At 40.4% G+C, this 24,091-nt stretch carries 17 protein-coding genes and 2 pseudogenes; 13 read left to right on the top strand and 6 right to left on the bottom strand.

Annotated elements, in window-relative coordinates:
• Positions 1-116: 116 nt before the first annotated feature.
• Complete coding sequence (locus tag C4S38_RS00645; RefSeq protein WP_103982115.1) at positions 117-3,284, top strand: SusC/RagA family TonB-linked outer membrane protein; 3,168 nt, start codon at positions 117-119, stop codon at positions 3,282-3,284.
• A gap of 47 nt (positions 3,285-3,331) precedes the next feature.
• The gene (locus C4S38_RS00640; protein ID WP_103982312.1) at positions 3,332-5,248 is read left to right on the top strand and encodes a SusD/RagB family nutrient-binding outer membrane lipoprotein; all 1,917 of its coding nucleotides are present in this window, start codon (positions 3,332-3,334) and stop codon (positions 5,246-5,248) included.
• Between the two features lie 78 nt (positions 5,249-5,326).
• Here the strand turns inward: C4S38_RS00640 and C4S38_RS00635 are convergent, their stop codons facing one another.
• The 3 genes from C4S38_RS00635 to fabD all read right to left on the bottom strand — a co-directional run bounded on the left by C4S38_RS00635 (position 5,327) and on the right by fabD (position 8,389).
• Positions 5,327-5,998 (bottom strand): 3-keto-disaccharide hydrolase, encoded by a 672-nt coding sequence (locus tag C4S38_RS00635; protein ID WP_103982114.1) that lies wholly within the window; start codon positions 5,996-5,998, stop codon positions 5,327-5,329.
• A gap of 9 nt (positions 5,999-6,007) precedes the next feature.
• The gene (locus C4S38_RS00630) at positions 6,008-7,357 is read right to left on the bottom strand and encodes a Gfo/Idh/MocA family protein (protein WP_103982113.1); all 1,350 of its coding nucleotides are present in this window, start codon (positions 7,355-7,357) and stop codon (positions 6,008-6,010) included.
• Positions 7,358-7,510: 153 nt separating this feature from the next.
• Entirely contained in the window at positions 7,511-8,389 is an 879-nt protein-coding gene (gene fabD / locus C4S38_RS00625) for an ACP S-malonyltransferase (protein WP_103982112.1), read from the bottom strand.
• Between the two features lie 141 nt (positions 8,390-8,530).
• Here fabD and tatA point away from each other — a divergent pair, with 141 nt between their 5' ends.
• The 9 genes and pseudogenes from tatA (at position 8,531) to C4S38_RS00585 (ending at position 18,994) form a co-directional block, all read left to right on the top strand.
• Positions 8,531-8,731 (top strand): twin-arginine translocase TatA/TatE family subunit, encoded by a 201-nt coding sequence (gene tatA, locus C4S38_RS00620; RefSeq protein ID WP_103982111.1) that lies wholly within the window; start codon positions 8,531-8,533, stop codon positions 8,729-8,731.
• Between the two features lie 6 nt (positions 8,732-8,737).
• Positions 8,738-9,580: a twin-arginine translocase subunit TatC gene (gene tatC, locus C4S38_RS00615; RefSeq protein ID WP_103982110.1), complete on the top strand. Its 843-nt coding sequence runs from the start codon at positions 8,738-8,740 to the stop codon at positions 9,578-9,580.
• Positions 9,581-9,680: 100 nt separating this feature from the next.
• Positions 9,681-11,891 carry a GH92 family glycosyl hydrolase gene (locus tag C4S38_RS00610; protein ID WP_103982109.1) on the top strand — a complete coding sequence of 737 codons (2,211 nt, stop codon included), beginning with the start codon at positions 9,681-9,683 and terminating at the stop codon, positions 11,889-11,891.
• A 175-nt stretch (positions 11,892-12,066) separates the two neighbouring features.
• The gene (locus tag C4S38_RS00605; RefSeq protein ID WP_103982108.1) at positions 12,067-13,056 is read left to right on the top strand and encodes an isoaspartyl peptidase/L-asparaginase family protein; all 990 of its coding nucleotides are present in this window, start codon (positions 12,067-12,069) and stop codon (positions 13,054-13,056) included.
• 17 nt (positions 13,057-13,073) lie between these two features.
• Positions 13,074-13,882: pseudogene (locus tag C4S38_RS00600) on the top strand (DUF2961 domain-containing protein).
• 49 nt (positions 13,883-13,931) lie between these two features.
• Positions 13,932-14,885: pseudogene (locus C4S38_RS15965) on the top strand (glycoside hydrolase family 43 protein); the annotation flags it as partial.
• 81 nt (positions 14,886-14,966) lie between these two features.
• Positions 14,967-16,049 carry a glycoside hydrolase family 43 protein gene (locus C4S38_RS15880; RefSeq protein WP_234999269.1) on the top strand — a complete coding sequence of 361 codons (1,083 nt, stop codon included), beginning with the start codon at positions 14,967-14,969 and terminating at the stop codon, positions 16,047-16,049.
• A 2-nt stretch (positions 16,050-16,051) separates the two neighbouring features.
• Positions 16,052-17,422 carry a DNA repair protein RadA gene (gene radA, locus C4S38_RS00590; RefSeq protein WP_103982106.1) on the top strand — a complete coding sequence of 457 codons (1,371 nt, stop codon included), beginning with the start codon at positions 16,052-16,054 and terminating at the stop codon, positions 17,420-17,422.
• 9 nt (positions 17,423-17,431) lie between these two features.
• Entirely contained in the window at positions 17,432-18,994 is a 1,563-nt protein-coding gene (locus tag C4S38_RS00585; RefSeq protein ID WP_103982105.1) for an NAD(P)/FAD-dependent oxidoreductase, read from the top strand.
• Here C4S38_RS00585 and C4S38_RS00580 read toward each other — a convergent pair.
• A complete protein-coding gene (locus C4S38_RS00580) occupies positions 18,972-19,367 on the bottom strand; it encodes a hypothetical protein (protein WP_103982104.1) in 396 nt (131 codons plus the stop codon). The genes C4S38_RS00585 and C4S38_RS00580 overlap by 23 nt on opposite strands.
• Before the next feature lie 15 nt (positions 19,368-19,382).
• Complete coding sequence (locus C4S38_RS00575; RefSeq protein WP_103982311.1) at positions 19,383-20,198, bottom strand: peptidylprolyl isomerase; 816 nt, start codon at positions 20,196-20,198, stop codon at positions 19,383-19,385.
• 112 nt (positions 20,199-20,310) lie between these two features.
• Here C4S38_RS00575 and C4S38_RS00570 point away from each other — a divergent pair, with 112 nt between their 5' ends.
• Both C4S38_RS00570 and C4S38_RS00565 read left to right on the top strand, forming a co-directional pair.
• Positions 20,311-21,987, top strand: coding sequence for a putative transporter (locus C4S38_RS00570; protein ID WP_103982103.1), 1,677 nt, complete (start codon positions 20,311-20,313; stop codon positions 21,985-21,987).
• A 258-nt stretch (positions 21,988-22,245) separates the two neighbouring features.
• Positions 22,246-23,091 carry an ROK family protein gene (locus C4S38_RS00565; protein WP_103982102.1) on the top strand — a complete coding sequence of 282 codons (846 nt, stop codon included), beginning with the start codon at positions 22,246-22,248 and terminating at the stop codon, positions 23,089-23,091.
• A gap of 101 nt (positions 23,092-23,192) precedes the next feature.
• Here the strand turns inward: C4S38_RS00565 and C4S38_RS00560 are convergent, their stop codons facing one another.
• A complete protein-coding gene (locus C4S38_RS00560) occupies positions 23,193-24,056 on the bottom strand; it encodes a hypothetical protein (protein ID WP_099465466.1) in 864 nt (287 codons plus the stop codon).
• Positions 24,057-24,091: the final 35 nt, after the last annotated feature.

Here is a 24,091-nt window from a genome sequence, read left to right as displayed (position 1 = left end):
AGCGTCCCATACTATGTTAAAGTCAGAACATATCTTGTGTTTTTGTGTTTATAGTGAATAAAAGATATCGCTTTACGCTAAACATCGTGTAATAAATTAAACAAAAAGCATTAGTTATGTTGAAAAAATTCAGACCAGTCAGCCTGATTCTTCTATTGGGTGCGTTGAGTTTCACAGGAAGCTTATATGCGATACCCGGCACGGAAAATCCGGCAGCTAGTGTTCCCCAGCAGACTTCAAAGGTGTCGGGGACAGTGGAAGATGCTCTAGGGCCGGTGACCGGGGCGTCTGTAATTATTAAAGGAACAACCAATGGTACGATTACCGATTTGGACGGTAATTTTACTCTGGACGGAGTGAAAAAAGGAGATATTATCCAGATTTCTTTTATTGGCTACGTTCCACAAGATATTCCCTATACAGGACAATCTACTTTAACAGTGCATCTTTCTGAAGATACCCAGAAGCTGGATGAAGTTGTTGTGACGGCACTCGGGATGAAACGTGATAAGAAAGCATTGGGATATGCAATGCAGGAACTGAAGGGAGACGATTTACTTTCTTCACGTGAACCTAATCTTGCCAATTCATTGTCCGGTAAAGTTTCGGGTTTGCAGATAGTTCGTTCCAGTAATGGGGTTGGCGGTTCTTCAAAAATCGTACTTCGTGGTAATAACTCGTTAACCGGCAGTAATCAACCTCTGGTAGTAGTGGATGGTACTCCTATGGATAACTTCACTGGTGGTGTAGATGACGTTTGGGGAAACTCGGGTGCGGATATGGGTAATGGGCTGTCTGATATTAACCCGGAAGATATAGAGTCTATGACTGTATTGAAAGGTGCTTCGGCGGCTGCCCTGTATGGATCACGTGCAGGTAACGGGGTTATCCTGATTACAACGAAATCGGGACGTAAAACCGAAGGATTGGGTTTAACTGTCAATGCCGGTATAACTGCCGAGACTATTTTTCTTAAACCTCACATGCAGGACGATTTCGGACAGGGTTCTGTCGGTATTTATGATAACCAATCCCGTTTGAGTTGGGGGCCTAAGGCCGAAGGGCAGACTGTAAAGGATTGGCTTGGGCGAGATGTGCCATTGCATACGTATGACAATATTGATGCATTTTTCGGTACGGGCACGTCTTTTAATGAAGGGGTAAGTTTTCAGCAGGATATTAAAGGAACTTCTGTTTTTGCATCTGTTAATCGTTCGGATGATGCCAGTATAACTCCCGAATCGAAATTGAACAAAACCAATATAACGGTTCGTGCTACAACATTCCTGGATGAAGCAAAAAAATGGAAAGTAGATGCTAAAGTCAACTATATTAATATGAATGCACATAACCGTCCTATTCAAGGGGTCAATCCGTCAAATGCATTCAATACGATATATAATTTGCCCCGTTCTTTGAATATAAAAGAATTTGAAAACAGTGTAGATGAAAATGGTAAAATGGTTTGGTATGATGCTTCCAATAATCCACAGGAAAACCCCTATTGGGTGACGAAGTATCGCCAAAATGAAGATACGCGTAATCGTTTGTTGGGTAATTTATCTTTGAAATATGCTCCGACCGATTGGTTTGACATTGAATTGAGGGGGGGAACCGATTATTATACAACAACAAAGAATGAAAAGGTATATGCCGGTGGTAATACAACTCCCAGAGGCCTTTACAGTGAAGGATCGGAAACTTTTTATGAAAATAACTTCAGCTTTTTGGCTACAGCCCGTAAAGATAATCTGATAGACCGTTTGGGAGGGTTTATAACATTTGGCGGAAACCTGATGCAGCAGCAGCGTTCAAAAATGAATGCAAGTGCAGGCGAATTGCTTGTCCCGGATTTGTTTTCATTAAATAATGGCGTTGATAAACCGACGGTAACTTCGGAACTGATCCGTCGTCGGATGAATTCTTTGTATGGTTCTTTGCAATTGAACTGGGATGGCTACTTATTCCTGGATATTACTGCGCGCAATGACTGGTCGTCAACAATGAGTAAAGTGAATCGTTCTTATTTTTATCCGTCTGTCAGCCTCTCAGGTGTAATTTCGGATATGGTTCCTAAATTAGGGGGGGCAATGCCGGACTGGTTCTCATTTGCTAAAATTCGCGCATCCTATGCAGAGGTTGGTAACGACCTTGATCCGTATCAGTTGTATAACTATTTCTCTGTGGATAAAGATCAAAACGGAAATACTATAGCCAAACCGGGTAAAGTATTGTTTGATTCTTCTGTACGGAGCGAGTTGATCAAATCGTGGGAAGCCGGTTTCGATTTTCGTTTCTTTAATAACCGTTTAGGGATAGATTTTGCATGGTACAAATCGAATGCAACCCGCCAATTATTAGACTTGCCGATGGATCCGTTCTCAGGGTATGCTTCCCGTAAAGTAAATGCCGGTAATATTCAGAACGAAGGTGTGGAACTTTCACTGAATGGCGAAATTTTTAATAATCCCCAGGGTTTTAACTGGAATGCAACTGCGCAATTTTCTCTGAACCGGAATAAAATTATAGACTTGTATCCCGGTGTTACGTTATATAATATCAAAACGTTTGATGCCGTGCAGATTGTTGCTGTACAAGGAAGCCTTTATGGCGATATATACGGACAGACATTTCAGCGTGTAACAGATGAAAATAGTCCTCATTATGGAAAGATTGTCGTAGGAGAGGATGGTTTGCCGCTTATTTCAACGGATAAGAGTAAGGTGGGAAACCAGAATCCGGATTGGATGCTGGGACTTACCAATAACTTTTCTTATAAAGGGTTTAACCTGAGTTTTCTGATCGACTTCCGTATCGGCGGCGATATTTATTCGGCGACAGCTTCCGGTTTGTATACCCGTGGTAATGCTGCCGGAACAGTTGTTAATGGCGACCGCCAATCATTTGTGGTTCCTAACAGTGTTGTTCAGAAAGGAAATGGTTATGTAATGAACGAGGTTAAAGTAACTCCTCAGAATTATTGGGAACGAATAGGGTCTACCGGAAACTACGGTTTGCCGGAAATGTATACTTATAATGCTACTAATGTCAGATTGCGTAATATTACTTTGGGATATGACTTCAATCGCCAGATGTTGAAAAAGACTCCATTCCAGCGTGTTCGTCTTTCTGCGACATGTAATAATGTGTGGATGATCCATTATAATCTTCCGGGTATTGATCCTGAATCTGTAGCAGCAACAAATACGAATGCTACGGGATTTGAAAATGGGGCAGCGCCAACTAGCCGTTCTTATACCTTTAATGTTACAATCGGATTTTAATGGTAAGAGAATTAAAAAAATATGATATATAATATATGTATAAGATTATGAAGACAAAAAATATAATATTGGCCGGAATACTTGCCCTTGCCGGTTTATCTTCATGTAATGATTTTACGGAGATAAATGAGGATCCGAATTTAGTGGGTGAAGGTAAGGTTAAACCGGAATGGTTTATGAATGCTTCTATTATAGGGGCACAAATGAATCCTGAAATTGCCGAACGTGTATTTATCCTGACCTGGGATCGTGCATCACGTTTTAACAGGGGTAGTGGTTTTACATTAGGTACCGACAATAATGATTACATGACTCTTTATTTAAGTAATGATTATGCCGTGGGGTGGTTGAATAATGCAACGAAAGCTGTTCAGCTTGGCCAAAAGAAAGTGGAAGAAGGAGAAGCCGAACAATATCCTTATTATAAAAATGTAATACAGATGGCGCGAATCTGGCGTGCGTACCTGAATTCGGAAGTAGCGGATGGGTTCGGACCAATTCCTGCAATCTCTGCATTTTCGGGTACGCCGGCTCCCTATGATGGTGTCGAAGAAATATATACATTCATATTGTCGGAATTAAAGGATGCTGAATCAGCTCTTGATCCGTCTATCGACATGTCGGCGATGGCAAATGAAGATGCTTTTTATGCCGGAAACGTGAATGAATGGAAAAAATATGCCAATTCTTTACGTATGCGTCTGGCTATGCGTATCTCGGGAGTAGATCCGGGGTTGGCACGTTCCGAGTTTGAAGATGCTGCTTCAAAACCATTTATATCAGAGCAGGCAGATATTGCGTCCGTACAGGAAAAAGACGGTTGGGGAGATTTGACCGGTGTCATGTCCCGTCCATGGAATGGTCAGGCTATGTCTGTAACTTTCAAAAACCTGGTTGTTGGTTTAGGAGGCCTCGAATTTCCGCTACCGGATTCTTTAAAGAGTCACTTGAAAAATCCGTATGAATATATGGGATTGTATTTGAATCAACATTTCCCTTTGACAACAAATGATCCGTGTGCCGGTTTTTATTTTGACGGCATACCTCAGTTTGTTGATCCGAGAGCTCCGAAATTATTTAGTGTAGTTGGTTTTGACGACGGTGTTGTTTACCCTGGCTATATCGGGGCTGCTTCGGAAGTACAGCCGGTAGGTTTGCTTAATCCGAATAATACAACGGAAGTTATGGTTACTGTTAATCCGAAATATACGTGGACTACTTGGGTTGCAGGAGAATGGGATACGAAAGGTGGTCTGGTTAGTTCATTGACCGGTAAAAACTATAATTATCCGTCTATCGCCAAACAGTACCGTATGAATACGAATAAAAGGGTATTCTTTGGTCCGTGGGAAAGCTATTTCCTGCTTGCTGAAGCTGCTGTTAAAGGATGGAATGTGCCCGGAACAGCCAAGTCGAATTATGAACAAGGCATAACCGCAAGTTTTGAATATCACGGTTTGCAAAATGAAGTGGCGGATTATCTGGCTTCCAAGGACTATAACCGTATAGGAACTTCCGTTAATTTTGATCATACGACAGAAGCACAATCTTATACCGTTAATTATGTAGACCCGTATACAAAAACGAATAAAACGATGACTTATCAATATCCGAAGAATACAATTTACCGGGGTGGTGCATATAATAATGATGTGTTGACGAAGATTATCACACAGAAATATATTGCTCAGGTACCTTGGTTGCCCGAAGAAGCATGGAGTGATCATCGTCGTTTGGGATTACCATTCTTTGAGAATCAAGCTGTAGAGAAGGACTATAATCCGTTGAATCAGGTACCGTTGACTGTAGCAACTTCTAAAGAAAGCCGTTGGGATTTCTATCCTAAACGTTATCGTTATCCTGCAAATATTCAGACAAATAACCTGGAAGGATACCAGCAGGCATTGAAACTTTTAGGAGGACCTGATCTGACAACAACATTGTTATGGTGGAATGGCAGATAACAGGAAAAGATAAAACAAAAAGAGGATGTGTTTGCACATCCTCTTTTTGTTTTATGAAAATGGTTAGCCGTTGTCGGCTTATTTTTGAAGAGGTTTTATGCGTATGTTTCTGAATTTAATAGCAGAATCATGTCCGAGGAATGCAATATGCCCTTTGGAGCGCAATAAGCCCGGTTGTATTTTTTCAGCCGGAATACCTTGTGTAACCTTTTTGAGATTTGTATCCAGTATAACAGTTCCGTTTAGAATAACTTTTATATTGGCTCCATCAGCAATTACTTCTTCCACATTCCATTCACCTACAGGCTTCAGATAACCCCGTTTTGCGGGGGCGTAATTGTATAGTCCTCCGTGATATTGATAAGGTTTTAAATCTTTATACTGAGGATCTTCGTTATCTAGAATTTGTAATTCCATCCCTAAATATCCTTTACCTTTGGGCATAACGATATGGCGCAATCCTAATCCGTTATTTGCCCCTGGTGTTAATTGGAATTCAAAACGTAAAACAAAATTGTCGAATTCTTCTTTCGTGTATAAGTTACCTATTCCGGAAGCCTTTTTAACGATACATCCGTTTTCTACAAAATATTCATCGGTATTATTGATCCAGTTGTCCAACGATTTTCCATCGAACAGAAGTTGGTAACCCTCTTTTACCTCTTTATCCGAAAGTTGGTTTAGCTTTTGGCCTTGTGCGCAAAAGCAACAAACAAAAAGTATACTTGTTATGATGTTATAGATTTTCATAGAGTTGTATTATTTTTTCTTTTTTATTTCCTTTAAATTTTCCGCATCCCAGTAAATAGCCTCTCCGCGCATATAACTTTCATAACTTAACAGGGCAGGAGCGGCCGAGCGTACGCCGAATAGAACATCTGCGGTAAGAGGTGTTTTATTCCGTATTCCGGTAAAGAAATTATTAAAATGATCGTAATGTCCGCCTTTGTAATCCGGCATAGCAACGAAAGTATATTCGGTATCGGAGTTTTGAACAGGAGTATCGATACCTTGTCCTATTTTATTCAATGCTTCCAAGCACTGAATATCCAGCGGATGGAATGTTTTTAGGGTTACTTTGTCCCATTCGACATCCAATGTACCTTCCGAGCCGACAATGCGGAAATTCGTACTTCCCCATTTTTTAGAAACGCCATCTATAAGATTTGCCCCCAACTGGACAGTGAAAGCACCGGTATTATTTCGATCCGGATAGTCGAAATAACCCAGCATAATATCCGGCGTATCCCGGTAACCATCCGTATGGTAACGGATTCCACCTGTAGTATAAACTTTTTCCGGTCCTATGGCATCCATTATGAAATGCAGACTGGCTAATACATGTACGTATAAGTCTCCGGCAATCCCGGTTCCGTAATCTTTCCAATTTCTCCAGTAAAAGAAACGTTGTGCATCAAAATCATGTTTAGGTGCATTTCCAATGAATTGTTTCCACCAGATTGTTTTTTCCGATGCATCTTCCGGTATGGAATAATGCCCTAAATGCCTGGGGCCTCCGGTAAATTGCCCATCGATGAAATTTATTTTTCCGATAATTCCCGATTGCACTAATTGACGGGCTTTTCTGTTACCTAATGAGGCCATGCCTTGACTTCCTGCCTGGAAGTAGGCACCACTAACCCGTTGTGCATTAATCAACGCTTTCCCTTCACTGATTTTGTGGATAACAGGTTTTTCACAATAAACGTGTTTCCCTGCTTTCATTGCAGCAATAGCAATCGGTTGATGCCAATGATCGGGGGTTCCGATTAATACGACATCCACATCCTTGCGTTTCAGGATTTCCTGATAATCTTTTGTAACGAAAAGATGGTTTCCCCATTCTTGCTTTGCCAATTCCAGGCGAGCGTCATATAGATCGCAAACAGCAACTAGCTTAATACCTTCTATGGATAAAGCAGTGTTGGTGTCTGCTGTTCCCATACCTCCTTTACCTATTAAAGCAATACGGATTTCTTTTATATCCGATTGGTCTGGTATTCGGGGTGGGCTTGTTATTCTTTCTTTTCCTGAAAGAAACTGAGGAGCAGAAGGCAATAAAATACCTCCTGCGATTAGTTGTTTAAGGAAGTTTCTTCTAATAGTCATTATGATTTATAATTTATAGATTAGTTGTTAATTGCAAATATAATAATACTTAATTTGTTTCGTAAAATATGAATGATAATATAATGCAAAAAAGAGGGTATATCGCTTAGCGATATACCCTCTTTTTTGCATTATTGGATTGTGAAGGTGAAATTATTGCATACCTTCAGTTGTAATGTCTTTGTTGATTTTCTTTACCAATCCTTGAAGTACGGCACCCGGACCTAATTCAATAAAATGGTTTGCCCCGTCGGCAATCATATTCTGAACACTCTGAGTCCAGCGAACCGGAGCTGTTAGCTGGGCAATAAGATTTGCTTTGATTGTTTCCGGACAAGTTTCAGCTTTGGTGCTGACGTTTTGGTAAACCGGACATATCGGTTTCTTTATTGTTGTAGCTTCGATAGCTGCAGCAAGTTCGGCACGAGCCGGTTCCATTAGCGGAGAGTGGAATGCTCCACCAACTTTTAGTTTTAGTGCACGTTTAGCGCCTGCGGCCAATAATTTTTCGCAAGCAGCATCGATACCTGGTACACTACCTGAGATAACAAGCTGTCCCGGGCAGTTGTAGTTTGCGCAAACGACTACATCGTCTATACTTGCACAAATTTCTTCAACAGTAGCGTCCGGCAAAGCTAAAACGGCAGCCATTGTAGACGGGGTAGCTTCGCATGCTTTCTGCATAGCCATGGCACGTTTGGAAACCAGAACCAGACCATCTTCAAAGGATAAAGCATTAGCGGCAACCAAAGCCGAAAATTCGCCCAAAGAGTGTCCGGCCGTCATGTCCGGTTTAAACTGATCCCCTAATGTTTTTGCTAAAATAACAGAGTGCAAAAAAATGGCAGGCTGTGTAACCTTTGTTTGTTTCAGATCTTCGTCTGTTCCGGCGAACATCAGGTCTGTAATGCGAAATCCGAGGATTTCATTAGCCTTCTCAAACATCTCTTTTGCAAGTGGATTGTTATCGTAAAGGTCCTTTCCCATTCCGACAAACTGTGCTCCCTGACCAGGAAATACGTACGCTTTCATCTTTCTAATTGTTTTCTAATTTTACTTTTTTAAGACGCTGCAAAGGTAATAAATTTGGAATAATAGGGGTACTATTCGTTACAAATACTATCTTTGCCCTGTGTTGAAGATAGAATATTAACATTTAATTATAATAATATCATGAACGAATTACTATTTCTTGGAAATTTAGGAACAGGCGAAATTGTTATTATCGCTATTATTGTATTGTTGCTTTTTGGTGGTAAAAAAATCCCTGAACTGATGAAAGGCATTGGTAAAGGTGTAAAGAACTTTAAAGATGGTGTAAAAGGTTTGGAAGACGATATTAAACTAGACGATAACAATACAGATAAGAAGTAAAGAAAGATGCAACAAGAAGAAATGTCATTCTGGGATCACCTGGAAGAACTTCGTTGGACTTTATTTCGATCTATTTTAGCGCTCTTTGTTTTTGCTATCGGTAGTTTTGCTTTTATGCGTGATATATTCAATCTCGTCATAACTGCACCCTGTCGTCCCGATTTTATTCTTTACAGATGGTTGTGTGAACTAAACCAATGGCTGATTAATGTAAGCCCTTGGCTGGATGTGTTGCCGGATTTTTGCAATGATAATTTTCATGTGGAAATTATTAACATAAAACTGGCATCGCAGTTTTTTACTCACATGACCACTTCTTTCTGGTTAGCGCTTGTGCTGACATTTCCTTATTTAATGTATGAAGTTTGGAAATTTGTTAGCCCGGCTTTATATGAGAATGAAAAGAAAAATATCCGTTGGGTATTTTTCTTCGGAACAATAATGTTCTTTTTCGGATGTGCTGTCGGTTACTTTATGGTATTTCCAATGACACTTCGTTTTTTGGCTACTTATCAACTAAGCCCTGATATCAAAGAACAAGTTTCTCTGGATTCTTATATGGATAATTTCCTGATGCTGATCTTTGTTATGGGAATAGTCTTTGAGATGCCGTTGGTATCGTGGTTGTTGTCGAAGCTGGGATTGTTGCATAAAGGATTTTTCCATAAATACAGACGGCATGCTGTTGTGGGATTACTGGTAGCTGCGGCATTTATTACGCCGAGTAGTGATCCGTTTACACTGAGTGTTGTATTCTTCCCGTTGTACGGTTTGTACGAACTGAGTGCTTTCTTTGTGAGAAAAGCGCCGAAAGAAGACGATGACGGAGATGAAGACGATGACAAATAAATCGAAAGTACAATAAAATAGTTGTACAAAGATGCAATCTTTTTGAGGTTGCATCTTTTTTTATATCTTTGTAAAAGCTCAAAACAATAAAGAAAATAGCATGAAGCACAAATCCTTATTGGCGCTCTCCTTACTGGCTATTGTAGCCTGTACGCCTGAGAAAAAACAGGAGGCAGACTATGCACAATACGTAAACCCATTGATAGGTACCGATTTTACGGGTAATACGTATCCCGGAGCACAAGTCCCTTTTGGGATGGTGCAATTGAGTCCTGACAACGGGTTGCCTGGCTGGGATCGTATTTCCGGTTATTTTTATCCTGATACGACAATTGCCGGTTTCAGTCATATGCATCTTTCAGGCACAGGTGCAGGCGATTTATATGATATCTCGTTTATGCCTGTAACCCGTCCTTATAAAGAGGCTTCGGCTCCTCTGGGCATTTATTCTACATTTTCTCATAATGATGAAGCAGCTTCGGCCGGGTATTACCGGGTATTGTTGCAAGACTATAATATTAATGTGGAACTTACGGCTACAGACCATTGCGGTATTCAGCGCTATACATTTCCTAAAGCGGAAGCATCCGTATTTCTAAACCTGAAGAAAGCTATGAACTGGGACTTTACGCTCGATTCTTATGTAGAAGTGGTAGATTCTGTTACGGTTCGCGGATATCGTTTTTCACAGGGATGGTCTCCCGATCAGCGGGTTTACTTCCAGACCCGTTTCTCAAAACCTTTTACAGCTTATCATACGGATACTACTTCAATTATAACTAAAGAAAAAGGTTGGATAGGGACGGCTTATGTTGTCCGTTTTGATTTTAATACCCAAAAAGATGAACAGATACTTGTCAATACTGCTATTTCGGGCGTGAGTATGGATGGTGCAGCCAAGAATCTGCAAGCCGAGGTTCCCGAAAATAATTTTGATAAATATTATGACCAGGCTGTAGCTAAATGGAATAAGGAATTATCTAAGATAGAAGTACAGGGCGGTAATACAGATGACAAAGTGAAATTTTATACTGCGTTATATCATGCAATGATTGCCCCTACGCTATATAGTGATGTCGACGGTTCTTATTTTGGACCGGATGGCAAGGTTCATAAGGCGGAAGGCTGGAATAACTATTCTACATTTTCTTTGTGGGATACCTATCGAGCCACTCATCCGCTGTATACTTATATACAGCCTGAACGGACAAATGATATGGTACAAACATTCCTGAATTTTTATGATCAAAGCGGAGCTCTTCCTTTATGGAATCTTTACGGACATGAAACTAATATGATGATAGGTTACCATGCCGTGCCGGTTATAGTGGATGCCTATTTAAAAGGTATTGGCAACTTTGACCCCGAAAAGGCACTGCAAGCATGCATTGCTACTGCAAATCGTGATGATTACAGAGGCATCGGATTTTATAAGGAAAAGGGGTATGTGCCAGCTTACAGTGACCCGAAGAAGTGGGAAAACTGGTCGCTTTCCAAAACGATGGAATATGCGTTTGACGATTATTGCATTGCTTTGATGGCAGAAAAAATGGGTAAAAAAGAGATTGCCGATGAGTTCTATAAGCGTTCGCTAAATTATCGCAATTTGTATAATCCCGCTACTTCATTTATGCAGCCTCGTGACGAAAAAGGAAATTTTGTATCCGGTTTCAGCCCGGATGATTATACCGAAGATATTTGCGAAAGCAATGGCTGGCAATATTTCTGGTATGCACCGCAGGATTTGGATGGATTGATCGGATTGGTGGGAGGTGAAGAACGTTTCACACAAAAGTTGGACAGTATGTTTACGTATAGTCCTGCTAACGAAGAATTACCGATTTTCAGTACCGGTATGATCGGCCAGTATGCCCATGGCAATGAACCAAGCCATCATGTTATTTATTTATATAATAAAGTTGGCCAGCCTTGGAAGACGCAGCAATACGCAGCCCGGGTAATGCATGATCTTTATAAGAATGCGCCGGACGGTATTTGTGGAAATGAAGACTGTGGGCAGATGTCTGCCTGGTTTGTATTCAGCGCGATGGGATTTTATCCGGTTAATCCGGCCGACCAGCAGTATGAAATAGGTACTCCTCTTTTCCCGGAAGTAAAGATGCACTTGGAAAATGGCAAGACGTTTACAGTGTTGGCTCCTTCCGTGAGTGTTGATAATATTTATATTCAATCTGTTAAGATGGATGGAAAACCGTATGATAAAAGTTATATTACCCATGACCAGATAATGAGTGGCGCAACATTTGAATTCGAAATGGGAAATAAACCGGGACCAGTCTGGTATAAGTAAAAAGTAATGGATATATGTTTTTATATTTAGATGCCTGCCCAACTTTAATTGGGTAGGCATTTGAATGTAATAGGGTAGGCAACGATTTTCAATTGGATAGGCAATTATTTCCGGAGGAAACATTATCTTTGAAACATTCAATATATATATTAGCAGACATTAATATCTAAACTATATGTTAAGGCATTTACTTATTCCGGTTATTATATTGTTTTCTATTGCATCTTTTTTACAGGCGCAAGAACGCGAGTACGTAATTGTTGTACATGGCGGAGCCGGAAATTTAGGAAACCTATTGAATAATACAGAGCAGTCCGCCCGGTATTATGCCGCTCTCGATTCGGCGTTGGTAATCGGAGATAATATACTTTCGGCTGGAGGGGCAGGTCCTCAGGCTGTTATGGCGGTTATTAATTATTTTGAAAACAATCCGTTGTTCAATGCCGGAATAGGGGCGACCTGTACTGCAGAAGGAACATTTGAATTGGATGCTTCTATAATGGAAGGTAAAGATTTAAGTGCCGGCGCTGTTGCAGGTGTGAAACATATAAAACATCCGATTAATGCAGCCTATGCGGTAAAAACAAAATCGCCTCATGTTATGCTTAGTGGTTTAGGTGCAGAAGAGTTTGCAAAAGAGCAAGGACTTGAAATGGTAGATGACAACATGTATTTTGCTACTTCAAAAACATTGGAATGGATCGAGAAATTAAAGCGGGAGAGTAAAAAAAACGGGACTGTTGGCTGTGTTGTATTAGATAAAGATGGAAATCTGACTGCCGGGACAAGTACCGGAGGGATGTTTAAGAAACGGTGGGGACGCATTGGAGATTCTCCGGTAATTGGCGCCGGAACGTATGCCGATAATAATAGTTGCGCTGTTTCCTGCACTGGTCATGGGGAGTATTTTATTCGTCATGCAGTAGCCTTTAACCTTTGCGCCCGTTATAGATATCTGAAAGAACCAATTGAACAAGCGGCTGATTATATTATAAATCAGGAATTGAATGCAGATGCCGGAAACGGAGGCCTGATTGCGGTTGATAAGCAGGGGAATATAGCTATGCCTTTTAATAGCGAAGGTATGTTTCGTGGCTATGTGTATAAAGAAAAAGGGAAAAAAACTACAGTGAAGAAGGTAGGAATAGGTAAAGAATTGAAGTAGTTTGTAATAATAGTAATATGAAAAAGATCAGTGTTTTATTAGTTGTGTTGTTAGCCTTGAGCGGTTCTGTGGGTGCACAGAATTATTCTTTTAATGGTTTGGATATGAATATGGGTACACTTTCCCGGTTATCTAATGCCCGGACTCGTTCTATCAGCCCTGAAAATTATACGGGAGAACGTGGTAAGGGAGGCATGGCTGATCCGGTAAAAGACAAGGATGTACGTAATAAAGCTAATTCGTGGGCTGCCGCAAAGGATTTAGGAAAAGGATGGAAAGTAAATCCTTTCATCATTGTAAAACCGGGTGAAACGATTACAGTTGCAGAGATTGAAGGTTCGGGAGCTATCCAGCAAATATGGATGACACCGACAGGCAATTGGCGTTTCTCTATTCTTCGTATGTATTGGGATGACGAAAAGGAACCTTCCGTAGAATGTCCTGTGGGTGATTTTTTTGCCAGTGCCTATAATGAGTATGCTCAGCTTTCTTCTTTGGCTGTTTGTGTAAACCCCGGAAGTGCATTTAATTGTTATTGGAAAATGCCATTCCGGAAAAAAGCAAAGGTATGCACCAGGTGATTCGCCCAGATGGGTTGTACCGTGCAGTAACAGCTTTCGGATTGTATCGTTGGCATATATTGGATCCGGTTCGTTTTGATAAGGATCTGAAAGTAACTATACAGGATTTGGGATGGCGTCATGATTTCCGTTACAATAACCAGAAGTCGGATATTTCATCTACTTCTTTCTGGTATCAAACAGAACCGCATGCAAAGTTTCCTGCATTACCAAGCAAGGACGATTTGGAGATTCCTAGATGGTAATGGCTTTTTTAGTTAAATCAAGAATGTCAATGCTATTATAATAGTAATAATGAATAATCGAAGTTATATGAATATAAGTAAATTCAGCACTCTGTTTGGATGTGCCCTGATTTTTTGTTTGTCGTGTGCAGAAAAGAAAGCCGCGGAAGAAAAAGCATTTTTCCAGAACCCTATAGTAGCTCATGGTGCTGACCCATGGATTATTAAGCATGATAGCATATACTATCATTGTGCGTCAACGGAAGACCGCACAATTTCTGTCGGTAAATCTGCTTTATTGCATGTCCCAGGAGAGTTGAAAAAAGTATGGCAGGCTCCTGATACCGGTTGGAATTCGGATTGTGTTTGGGCACCAGAACTTCATTATTGGAATGGACATTGGTATATTTATTATGCTGCCGGCGAAAGTGGCCCTCCTTTTATTCATCAGCGCACCGGTGTGTTGGAATCTGTAACAGATGATCCTCAGGGAGAATATGTAGATAAAGGTATGCTGTATACGGGGGATAGTCTGGGTAATTGGGACTCCAACCGTTGGGCGATTGATATGACAGTGTTTGAATTGAATAATCAACTTTATGCAATTTGGTCTGGATGGAAGAATTTGGAGACGACGGATCATACTTCCCAGATGTTGTATATTGCCAAGATGGAAAACCCATGGACGATTTCATCTAACCGTGTTTTGATTTCCGCTCCTGATAAACCTTATGAAATAGGAGGAGACCTGGATTTGAATGAAGGCCCTGAAGTGTTGAAACATAATGATGACCTTTTTGTTATTTACTCTTGTTGTCAATCATGGCTACCGACATATAAACTGGCCTCTTTACGTTTGGCTTCCCGTGATGCCGATCCGATGGATCCGGCTAGCTGGATAAAGAGTGAACAACCTGTTTTCCAAGGAACGGAAGATGTTTATGGCGTAGGACATGCTTCGTTTACAGTTTCCCCTGATGGTACGGAGGAGTATATTATTTATCATTCAAAAAAAGATACAATACCGGGTTGGAATCGTGATATCCGTATGCAGAAATTTAGTTGGAATGAAGACGGTACACCTGATTTCGGTATTCCATCTCCTTTGTCGGAACCACAGCCTGTTCCCTCCGGTTCGAAAATTGAGGCTAAGATATCTCTAACATACAGCAATCCTTTGTCTGTGCAGTTTGGCGATCCGTATATTCTGTTAGCTTCAGACGGACGTTATTATATGTATGGTACGGGTGCCGGCGCGGTGGATGGTTTCTGCTGTTATTCGTCGGATGACTTGGTGAATTGGAAATCTGAAGGACAGGTTTACCACGGAAATACACCTCAATCGTGGGCTGTTGCCAACTTTTGGGCTCCGGAAGTTTATGAAAAAAACGGTAAATATTATATGTTTTTCAGTGCGGATTGGCGTCATAATCCAACCAAGGAAGAAGAGAATTTCCGTATTGGCGTGGCTGTGGCTGACAAACCGGTTGGTCCGTTTATAGAGTTACAGGATAAACCGTTGTTTGATCCCGGATATCCGGCAATAGACGGTAATATCTTGCAGGATGATAATGGCAAATGTTATATATATTACTCACGCTGTTGTTATAAACATCCGGTCGAAAGTGAAATTGCAGCCGAAGCCAAGAAGAAAGGCATGTTTGATACGATTGAAGAAAGTTGGATATATGGTGTTGAGATTTCGCCCGATTTTACTCAGATAATCGGTGAGCCGGTCATGCTGCTTCGTCCTCCAGTGTCTTTATCAGATAAGCAGAGTGAATGGGAGAGCCGTTCGGTAACTTCCGGGGAAGTGAACCGTCGTTGGACAGAAGGTTCTTTTATTCTGAAACATAATGGACTGTATTATATGATGTACTCTGCCAACTATTTTGGAGGTGCGAATTATGCGGTTGGCTATGCTGTTTCGGATAATCCGTTAGGCCCGTTTAAAAAGGCTGATAATAACCCGGTTTTAGAAAAGAATGTGGAGAAAGGTGGTATTGTTACGGGAACGGGGCATAATAGTGTGACTTGGTCGAAAGACAGGAAACAGATGTATTGCGTATATCATGGCCGTACCCAAAAGACGGGTGAAGAACGTGTTGTATTTATTGACAAAATGCATTTTACTCCGGAAGGCTTGTTAGTTGTAGATGGGCCGACGACGGAGGTACAAAACAGGTAAACATGGCAAAGACAAAAACAGTATATGTCTGTTCCAACTGTGGGACAGACTCTCCAAAATGGCAGGGCAAATGTCCGAATTGCGGAGAATGGAATACATTTGTAGAGGAAGTGGTTGCTAAAGACACTTCTTCACGTCGGTTTGTTCCGGGAATGACGGATAATGTGAAAATCCGTCCTGTTTTATTGCGTGATATAACGGCAGAAGAAGAAACGCGAATTGATTTGAAGGATGCGGAATTAAATCGTGTACTGGGAGGTGGTCTGGTTAAAGGTTCTTTGGTTTTGATTGGCGGAGAACCCGGTATTGGAAAATCGACACTGGTTTTGCAGACGGTGCTAGGTTTGAGAGGATTGAAAACTTTATATGTTTCAGGAGAAGAAAGCAGCCGACAGTTGAAGTTGCGTGCGGATCGGCTGAAGCATGATACCCCGGATTGTTTTATTCTGTGTGAGACAAATCTGGAGCAAATATTTGTACAAGCCCAGAATGTACAGCCGGATTTGTTGATTATTGATTCGATACAAACAATTTTTACCGAATTGGTGGAATCGTCTCCAGGAAGTGTTTCTCAAGTGCGGGAATGTAGTGCTGCCATCTTGAAATATGCAAAAGAAAGCGGTGTTCCTGTTTTATTGATCGGTCATATTAATAAAGAGGGAAGCATTGCCGGTCCGAAGGTCTTGGAACATATAGTTGATACGGTTCTTCAGTTTGAAGGCGACCAACATTATATGTATCGTATTTTACGTAGTATTAAGAATCGTTTCGGTAGTACTGCGGAACTGGGAATTTATGAAATGAGACAAAATGGATTGCGTGAAGTAAGTAATCCGTCTGAGTTACTGCTTACCCAGAACCATGAGGGTTTGAGTGGTGTGGCGATTGCTGCGGCAATTGAGGGCGTTCGTCCGTTTCTTATTGAGACACAGGCTTTGGTCAGTTCTGCTGTTTATGGTACTCCGCAGCGGAGTGCTACGGGATTTGACCTGCGCCGGATGAATATGTTGCTGGCGGTTCTTGAAAAACGTGCAGGCTTTAAGCTGATCCAAAAAGATGTTTTTATGAATATTGCAGGTGGCTTAAAGGTAAATGATCCTGCAATAGATTTGGCTGTCATTAGTGCTGTTCTTTCGTCCAGTTTGGATATTAGTATTGAAACAGGTGTTTGTATGGCCGGTGAAGTGGGGTTGTCCGGCGAGATTCGTCCGGTAAACCGTATAGAGCAACGTATTATGGAAGCAGAGAAATTGGGATTTTCCGGTATTATTATTCCGCATAATAACCTGAAAGGGTTTGAATCGAATAAGTGCAAAATTCAGATTATTCAGGTGAAAAAAGTAGAAGAAGCATTCCGTCATTTGTTCGGATAATATAAAAGTATGGTAACAGAATTACAACTTCGCCTTTTGCCGGAAGAAACGGCTAATGAACAGGCATTAAAATTGGTTGCTGCCCGTGAAATGGGAGAGACCGCAGAAAACATCCGGGCTGTTCGTGTATTGAAGCGCTCAATAGATGCCCGGCAGCGTATTATATATGTTAATGTAAAGCTTCGTGTTTTTATTAATGAATTACCTGAAGAATCCGAATACCAATCTGTAGAATATAAAGATGTGACGGATAGGAAGAATGTGATTGTAGTAGGGGCTGGACCTGGAGGTTTGTTTGCGGCTCTCCGCTTGATAGAGCTTGGTCTACGTCCGATCATAGTTGAGCGTGGAAAAGATGTACGTGAACGGAAGAAAGATATAGCTTTGATAAGCCGTGAGCATAAGGTAAATAATGAATCTAATTATAGTTTTGGAGAAGGAGGGGCTGGAGCCTACTCGGATGGAAAACTTTATACTCGCAGTAAAAAACGTGGTTCGGTAGATAAGATTCTGAATGTCTTTTGTCAGTTCGGTGCAAGTCCTTCTATTTTGGCAGATGCACATCCGCATATCGGAACTGATAAATTACCCCGTGTGATTGAGAATATCCGTGAACAGATCAAAAAGTGTGGAGGTGAAGTCCATTTTGAAACACGAATGGATGCGTTTGTAATGAAAGGAGACGAAGTGGTCGGAATAGAAACGAATACAGGCAAAACTTTTTTTGGACCTGTTATTCTTGCAACCGGACATTCTGCACGTGATGTTTATTATTATTTGCATGAAAAAGCAATTCCAATCGAAGCAAAAGGCATTGCTGTAGGTGTTCGGTTAGAGCATCCGCAGGAATTAATAGATCAGATACAATACCACCGGAAAGAAGGACGTGGCAAATATCTGCCTGCTGCTGAATATAGTTTCGTGACACAGGTAAATGGACGTGGCGTTTACTCGTTTTGTATGTGTCCGGGTGGTTTTGTAGTTCCGGCGGCAAGTGGCCCGAAGCAGGTTGTTGTTAATGGTATGTCTCCATCCAACCGTGGCTCTCGCTGGGCTAATTCGGGTATGGTAGTGGAAATTCATCCTGAAGATTTTCCCGAATTTGCTTCATATAAAGAGTTAGCATTGATAAAGTTTCAGGAGCAGTTAGAAGAATATTGCTGGCAAAATGGTGGCATGAAACAAGTTGCTCCAGCACAACGTATGGCAGATTTTATACAGAAAAGAAACTCCTTCGATTTACCTGTATCTTCTTATACGCCAGGGTTATTGGCATCACCTCTTCATTTCTGGATGCCCGAATTTGTCACCAGCCGGTTACGTGAAGGACTTCGGTATTTCGGTAAAGTTTCCAATGGATTTTTAACAAATGAGGCGACAATGATTGGAGTGGAAACGCGTACCTCTTCTCCTGTCCGTATTGTACGTGACCGGGAAACTTATCAGCATGTTACAATAAAAGGCCTCTTTCCTTGCGGTGAGGGTGCCGGTTATGCCGGAGGAATTGTTTCTGCGGCTATAGACGGCGAACGATGTGCGGAAGGGGTAGCTATGTTGATAGCAAGTCATTGATTTGTTCCATTAGAGCAATGCGTTCTAGGGAGAAAGTTGAGTCGTGCTTTTGTATGTATTCTAATAATTCTTTAGCCCGAAACAGTGTTTTTTTATTATTAGGATCAGGTTGTATATAACTGTCTTCAATAAGTGTTTTTGCTGCTATTTCCATGCGGGATAAACCTTGTGAATCTTCGCAGTCCAGAAATCGGCGGAGATCGTCTATTGAAGTTGTAAGTAAGAAATCTCTGTCTAATTTTAAGGATGTATAAACAGTTTCAATTAATTCAGGATTGCGTCCGCCACCATTTAAGTTACGATTGAAGATGATCTGAGCAATTACTTTGCCCAGCTCTTCGATCTGTACCATAATAAAGTCTCTTTTTAGCATAAGCTTAATGATTTTTTATTTAACGGTTATACTTATAATTCGTATATCTTTTTGGGGTCTGTCGTAAGCATCACGAGGCTGTGAGGCTATTTGATCAAGAATTTCGAAACCTTCAATAAGCTCGCCGTAAACAGTATATTCTCCGTCAAGATAGTGATAACCACCTACGGTTGTATAAGCTTTCCGTTGTTCTTCAGTGAATATTAAATGGCCTGGAGTTGCCAGAATAAAAGAGTCTATCTTTGCACTGATAGAAGCTGCCAGTTTATTATATTCTTGCGGGTTTTCCTCACGAAGACGTTCTACTTCCTCACGAACCGGTTCATAGAATTGTTTTAATGCTTTTTTGCGGATAGGTTGGTTCTTTATCCGTTCTAATGTGTCTAATCTTCCTTCGGTATAGACTTTTCCTTGTACGATGAAAAATTGAGACATATCCGATTTCTTTTTGGGGTTCACGTCATCACCTTGCCGTGGAGCAGCTATGGCACCTTTCTTACAGAAATATTTAGGATTAAATTCCGGCATAATTTCAGAAGAAGAGTCTCCGAAACCACAACGCGCCCCTGCTGGTGCATTCCGCGTGTCAGGTGCGCCGCCTTGTATCATAAAATCTTTAATAACCCGGGAAAATAATGTTCCATTATATTTTCCGGCCTTGGCTCTTTCGGTAAAGGCACGGACATGATTTGGCACATCATTATATAATTTGGCTTTCATTACTCCGATATTTGTCGTTATCGTTACTGTTTTTTCTTGTGCCCTTATGTGGAGGAAAGAAAATGAACTGACAATAAGCGCTATAATTATTGTATTGTATGTTTTATTCATGGCAATAACTGTTTGTTGGGTAAAGATAATACTTATGTTGTAAAACACAAAACAAATGTCTACCTTTGCACCCTTATTAATAAGCAATAAGTTTTTAAAATATTTAAATAATATGGATTGGATAAATGATTTGTTATGGGGTGAAGGCATAGGGCATTCTATATTATTGTTGTCTATTGTGATTGCTGCAGGTATCCAACTGGGTAGAATTAAGGTGTTTGGTGTGTCTTTAGGTATCACACTCGTATTGTTTGTGGGGATTATACTCGGACATTTTGGTTTTACGATCAACTCTAATGTAATACATTTTTTTAAGGAGTTTGGATTAATTTTATTTGTTTACTCTGTTGGTATGCAAGTTGGCCCTGGTTTCTTTTCTTCATTTAAGAAAGGTGGAGTGACTTTAAATATGTTGGCTTGTGGAATCGTATTTCTTGGGGTAATAACAGCAATCGTTATTCATTATATTACGGGAGTATCGATGTCTACGATGGTTGGCATTCTTTCCGGTGCGGTGACGAATACGCCTGGGTTGGGGGCTGCTCAGCAAGCATATTCGGATATGTTCGGCGTTTCTGATAAAACGATAGCTCTGGGTTATGCAGTGGCTTATCCGCTGGGTGTGATTGGTATTATTCTTTCTACGATTTTTATTCGTTATGTATTTCGTATTAGTTTTGAGAAAGAAACGGAAAAGCTTAATACGGAAGATGATAAACATATAAATGAAGCGAAGCCCATATCTTTGATAGTCAAAAATCCGGCTCTTTTTGGTAAGAAGGTCAGCGAGTTGTCAAATTTGCTGGAGCATAGGGATTTTGTTATTTCCCGTGTATGGCGTAATGATAATAAACAAATCGAAATAGCTTCTGCCGCAACTGTTTTACAGGAATATGATAAAATATTTGTCATAACTACCGAACAGGATGCTGAGACGATCAAAGCATTTATCGGCGAAGAAATAGATATGGAACGTAAACAATGGATACGTATGGAAAGTCAGTTTATCAATCGCCGTATATTGATTACAAAGCCTGAACTGAATGGAAAGCATTTAGGACAATTAAAATTGCGTAAATTATATGGTATAAATATTACGCGTATTAATCGTGCTGGTGTGGATTTGGTTGCAACTCCTGGATTAAGATTACAGGTAGGTGACCGTGTAAATGTTGTAGGTACAGAAACTGCAGTATCTAATGTTGAGAAAGTTTTAGGTAATTCCATGAAGCGTCTGAATGAACCGAATTTGATTACTATTTTTATAGGCATTGCATTAGGTATTATTTTAGGAAGTATTCCTATTTCGTTTCCGGGTATTCCTCAACCCGTGAAATTAGGGTTGGCAGGCGGCCCTCTTGTTGTGGCTATCCTGATAAGCCGTTTTGGATATCAATATAAATTGATTACATATACGACCCAAAGTGCAAATTTTATGTTGCGCGAGATAGGTATAACACTTTTCCTGGCATGTGTAGGATTGAGTGCCGGTGATGGCTTTGTAGATACGATCGTGAACAACGGAGGTTTGGCATGGATAGGTTATGGATTTATAATTACTGTAGTTCCGCTATTGATTGTAGGATGTATTGGCCGTTATTTCTGTAAAATCAATTATTTTACATTAATGGGGCTGATAGCCGGAAGTACAACTGATCCTCCGGCATTGGCTTATTCAAATGCAACGGCTGGAAACGATGCTCCGTCAGTGGGATATGCAACTGTATATCCGTTAACAATGTTTCTGAGAGTACTTACCGCTCAGTTATTAATTTTATTTTTTGCCTGATTCTGTAAAAACAATAACAATTATTGCTGTCCGATAAACTATTTTAAATTAGATTATAAAATTTCCAATAACTATGAGTGGAAGTACACATGGATAGCAATAAAAGGATATATGTTTTTATTTACAAAAGACAGCTCTTTAGTAAGCCCTTTCTTGCTTGTATATTTACTAAGTTTTATAAGACAGTAAATAATAACAAATATTTTCTTTTATGGATTAAATGAATATATTTGTTAGCTAAAGAAATAATAGAATATCATGGAGAAAAAAAACTCGGTTATTGGTGTAGATCTTGGAGGCACAAATATGCGTGCAGGTCGTATTAAGGATGGTATATTAATAGCAAAGAATACAATCCCTACACCAAAACAAGCGAAAAATTGTGAGGAAACGTTGGGTGCTTTAATAGAAGTAATACATTCTGTATGGGATGAAAGTGTGACAGCTATAGGAATAGGTGTTCCCAGTGTCGTAGACCGTATGCGGGGCATCGTGTACAATGTTGCTAATATTCCACATTGGGAGGAAGTACATTTAAAAGAGATACTGGAAAAGGAGTTTTCTGTTACTGTCTATGTCGATAATGATGCAAATTGTTTTGCTTTAGGCGAACGTATATTTGGAGATGGACGTGATATTGAGAATTTTGTAGGACTTACCTTAGGCACCGGACTAGGAGGTGGTATCATTCAACGTGGAAAATTGCTTTCAGATGCCAACTGTGGTTCAGGAGAGTTCGGTATGTTGCCTTATAAAGATAAAATACTGGAATACTACTGTAGCGGTTCTTACTTTATGAATGTATGGGGTGTTGACGGAAAAGAAATGCACGCCCGTGCTATGAGAGGGGAAGCTGAGGCTTTGGAAGCCTATCGTCAGTTAGGAATTTATATTGCGGCAGCAATCAAGATCGTAGTATTGACAGTAGACCCGGAAATGATTATTTTTGGAGGTTCTGTAGCCTCTGCTCATATGTTGTTTGAAGAAAGTATGCGTGAAAATTTAAAAGATTTCGACTATCCTAATTCTATAAAAAAATTGCAAATACGTTACTCGACAATGGAAGATCCGGGTATTGTCGGTGCGGCATCTTTGTGCTATTAACTAAGGTGAAATCTTTTGCTTGTATTCTAAAGCCGTGCAGAATGTGAATGGAAACTGTGCGGCTTTATAATAAACGGCTGTAGTTATTAATTATCTTATTTCTAAAAGCAACGTATATATGCTAATGAGTATCTGTCATATAAATCGTCTTGTAAGCCATGTCGATAACGGAATGAAATGATATTCTTTTTAATTTCATAATTTAATTTGGTACGGATGGCCATTGGGCGGTCTCCGTTATTTTTATATCCTTTAATTCCGGATAAGTCAGCATTGAGCGTGAAACTTTTGTAAATACCGGAAATACCTCCTCCATACGAAATTGCATCATTCTGGCGATGTACCGTGTTATTTGTCATCCAGCAATAAAAACCAACCATTGCCTGTATGCGTAGAGACATGCTTTCGTCGGCCGATTTTAGAAGGGTTCTTCCAGCCGTAATATCAAACCAGTAGGAGGCAGCATCAGTAAAACGTGCGTCACATAAACGGCCTCCGCTTGCTGTTTTTAAGTTTAGACTGACCATTACATCTGCCCATTTTTCACTGCGGACTACTTGTACATAGGTGGTTGCTATCAAATCTCCAAAACATTTAATGGGAGGGGTCAGTTCTACGGCTGAACGTTCATCTCTTGTTTCGGGAGTCATTTTGTAGTTCTCAATAATTACACCGCTTAGTTCAATGCCTGCACGCCCCTTTGCTATTGGGATAAAGAGCCGGGCAAATAAATCTTTTGTTTTATCTCCTTTATAATAGCTATATTCTCCGCGTAATTCTATTTCCCAACGTTTCCCAACACTTCCATTTTGTAATTCAGGCATGGGGAAAGCATTCGGTCCGAAATAGCGTGGCGAGTAGGTTAAAAATTCCATTTTATCACGCCAATCTTCACTAAAAACTGCCGATGGAATAAATAATAATATGGAGATGTAGAGGACTGTTGATTTGAAAAAATGTATCATGTTATTTATAAGTTTGAAAGTACTTGTATTTGTAG

The organism is Parabacteroides chinchillae (assembly GCF_900108035.1).
Classification (GTDB): Bacteria; Bacteroidota; Bacteroidia; order Bacteroidales; family Tannerellaceae; genus Parabacteroides; species Parabacteroides chinchillae.
The sequence above is the reverse complement of the archived record's forward strand: the minus strand, read 5'-3'. Positions and strand labels throughout refer to the sequence as shown.